This window comes from Streptococcus sp. A12, assembly GCF_905372335.1.
Lineage (GTDB): Bacteria > Bacillota > Bacilli > Lactobacillales > Streptococcaceae > Streptococcus.
In genome coordinates this window covers 1-3,451 of the sequence record NZ_CAJPOU010000095.1, presented here as the reverse complement: position 1 = coordinate 3,451, position 3,451 = coordinate 1, and the positions used below count along the sequence as shown (strand labels likewise).

Below are 3,451 nucleotides of genomic sequence, written 5' to 3'. Positions count from 1 at the left end.
GCTCCGTTTTCGGAGTTCTTCAAATGCAAGTATCCCGCTGTTGAGATAACCAAGCCAGCTGAGTAGGTGTAGCTGTAAAGCCCCATATAGTAGTGGCTTTGGCGCATCCAGGTCAAAGCTGCGTCGTCATCGATTTCAACGGCGTCGCCCCAGAATTCGGTTAGGACTTCCTTCATGATGCTGTTGAGCTTGCTAGCTCCGAAGGTACCACCTTCTTCGATTAGGGTGTAGACCTTGCGTTGGAAGGCTGCTTCCAACAAGTGGGTGATGAAGTTATGGAAGTAGGTATCTGTCAAACGGTGAGCCAAGGCAAAGCGTTTTTGACGAGGATCATCAAACTGGTGTTCCAAATAGTCGCTGAGGAGGAGCTCGTTAAAGGTAGAAGGAGCTTCCACATAGTAGGTCGACATGTGGGCGTTGAAGTAGCTTTGGTTGTTGTCTGAGAAGATGAATTGACCAGAGTGTCCGATCTCGTGGATCAGGGTGTAGACATCGCTCATCCGGCCTGTCCAGCTCATGAGGACATAAGGGTGGACGCGGTATGGGTCAGCTGCATAACCACCAGAATCCTTGCCTTCATTGGCCGCAAAGTCGACCCAGCGTTCGGTTTGGTAGCGGGCGATTTCACGGGAATATTCTTCTCCAAGTGGTGCTACAGATTTCATGACTAAGTCATAAGCGTCATCAATGGTCACATCAGGGTTGAGCGCACTGTCCAAGTCCAACTTCCAATCAGCGAAAGTCATTTTCTCAAGACCGTTGACCTTGGCTACGTGTTTGAGGAATTTTTGAGCGACTGGAGCGAAGTCCTTCATGATCAGGTCAATCTGACGATCAAACATAGAGCGATCCACTTCCTGCTCAGCTAGGAGATAGTCAAAGACAGAGTCGTAGCCTCGCATATCTGCGATGAGTTTTTCAGACTTAACTTGGGCTAGATAGGTAGCAGCAGCCGTGTTTTGGTGCTTGCGGAGACCTTCTGAGAAGGAACGAAAGGCTTTTTCACGGACTTCCGCATTCTCATGGTTTTGGTAGAAGTTTTCATAGGTGACAAAACTATTTTTGTAGACTTTTCCATTCACTTCAAAATCAGCCATTTCAAAGTCACCCGCCCGCATCTTGGTATAGATGTCTTGTGGTCCGTAGAAGACTTCACCCAGGTTGGTCAAAGTTTTTTCCACATCAGCTCCCAAGTAGTGAGCTTTTTTGATCTTTGCTTGGCGGATGGCAAAAGTGAGGTGAGGGAGTTGTCCCAGGCGTTCGAGGACTTCTTCATCTGCTTCGACCAAAGCATCATCAAAGAAGGAAAGTTCGACGCTCGCCCAAGTTTCGAAATCCATCCCCGCTTGGGCAATTTCCGCAAAAGCTTCATCGCCAAAGTCAGTCGTTTGTGGCATAAAGCTGTAGTTACCAATGTGGCTGAGTTGGATCTGAATCTGTTCAAAGACTGCAAAGGCAGCTTCGAAGTCTTCAAAAGTGTGGAGCTTACCCTTGTAGTTACGGACAAATTCATTGATTTCTTCACGCGTCTTTTCGATGGCACGCAAGAAGTCTTCCTGGTCTTGGTAGAGGGCTGTGAGGTCCCAGAGTTCGTTCTCAGGGAATTCAGAACGTTTTTTTAATTCCATAGTGTTCTCCTTTTGATCTAATAACTATACTCAGTATAGCAGAAAATAGGGGAGAATGATAGGCGAAAGGGGAACTTATCAAAGCTTGCTGGATCCAATAAGAAGCCAAGGATTCTCTAGCTTTTTTACCTTCTTTTGGTATAATAAAGTGGAGAAAATTTTAGGGAGTATACGATGAAGAAATTCTATAAAGTTAGCTTGGCAGCGATGACCTTGCTAACCTTGGTGGCATGTGGACCTAAGCGACGTCCTCGGACGCAACCCTCTACAATTCAGAGCGAAGTAACAGATGGAAAAAGTTCCAAGAAAGCATCGTCTGGGCATGAGTACTATCAAACGGTTCTTGAACGTTACCAGGCTTACTCTAGGGCTATCGAAGCAGGTGATAGTGCTGGTCTAGAGGCTAAACTAAAAGAAATAGATCCTCAATCTGATGAGTATGCCTATGCCGTGTATCTTCAAACTCTGGGTAGTAAACCAAATCTTTCCTATTTTTATACAGATTTGGATAAGGATGGGCGGGATGAACTCTTGATTGGGAATAACCAAACAGTCTCAGCAATCTACTATCTGAAAGGCCAGCAACCAGAATTACTGCATACAGCTTTTGTAGCTTCCTCTGGTGGCTCTCGTTCAGGTTTTCAAATTTTTGAGGATGGCTCGGTCATCTATGCTAGCTTTTCGTCTCTTCAACCAGAAGTAGATTTGATCCATTACAAGTTCCAAAAAGGGAAACTGGAAACTGTCAATAAGATCCAAATTAAAAATGGGGACGGTCAGAAGCCAGAAAAAGCCTTAGGGATTACAGCAAAAGAATTGGATCAAGCAAAATTTGGATGGAAAGAACTAGAGACCGGAAAGAAGGCGACCAGCCAAGCAAGTACCTCAGAGCAGCAAACAAGTAGTTTCCAAGTCCGTGTAGCAGTTTCAGATCTTCGAATTCGTAAAGAAGCATCGATCAAGGGGGAAGAAGTCGGAATGATCCCGCAAGGTGTTTACACGATAACTGAGACGGTGGCAGCTGACGGTTATACCTGGGGCAAGCTCCAATCTGGCCAAGGCTGGATCGCGCTTGAATTTACGACGAGAGTGGAAGGGGGAAATGCATCTACTGTTAAAGGATTGAGTGCGGAAGATCAAGAGGATATCCACTCGGTAGTAGAGAATGGCTATTCTTTAATGTATTCTAGATTGGTCAAACCAACCTTTATATTAGATTTATCAAATGATCATAGCGGTATCTATTCTTATACAGAAGGCATGTTTTTAGATTATTTCAATACTTATACTCCAGGTACCTATCAACTTGCAGATGTCATTAAAAAATTGGAAGCTCAAGAAACATCAGAATCCATTCAATCTATGACTACAGATCAATTAATTCAACTTGCGAAAGAAAGAAAACAAGGCTGGATATACTCTTCGAAAGATAAGAAGTTTTTTGAATTCGTTCCAGGTGGACGCGGAGGTGCTGGCCCAGAGGTTGTTATTCCTTCAGCAGATGAGTGGGTCGTTGAGAATGATACAGTTACAGTAACAACTAGAGTTAAGACCTCTTCTCAACCTTTTGAGCGCTATGTGTTGAAGCGGAGCAAGAAAGACTATTCAGGTGGAGAACACAAAACGCGATTCTATGTCGTTAGTAAAGAAAATGTGTGGAATGGAAAATAGATGGTAGCTATATCTAGCTCTAGAATTTTAAAATACGTGGAAATCAAATATTCCTCGAAAAAGGCTTTTAAAGCCTTTTTCTTTTGGGCTTGAATATGGTAAAATAAAGGTTATACGTGCTTGGATACAAAGATGAGGATATAACATACAGA

Annotated in this window: 2 protein-coding genes; one reads left to right on the top strand and one right to left on the bottom strand. The window is 43.9% G+C overall.

Features of this window, described 5'->3' with window-relative positions:
* Positions 1–1,628: oligoendopeptidase F (gene pepF, locus QZ158_RS08075; protein WP_293887459.1), on the bottom strand; the 1,628-nt coding region annotated here is incomplete at its 3' end.
* 174 nt (positions 1,629–1,802) lie between these two features.
* On the opposite strand from pepF, the gene QZ158_RS08070 reads away from it, so the two are divergent.
* The gene (locus QZ158_RS08070; protein WP_293887457.1) at positions 1,803–3,299 is read left to right on the top strand and encodes a hypothetical protein; all 1,497 of its coding nucleotides are present in this window, start codon (positions 1,803–1,805) and stop codon (positions 3,297–3,299) included.
* Positions 3,300–3,451 lie beyond the last annotated feature (152 nt).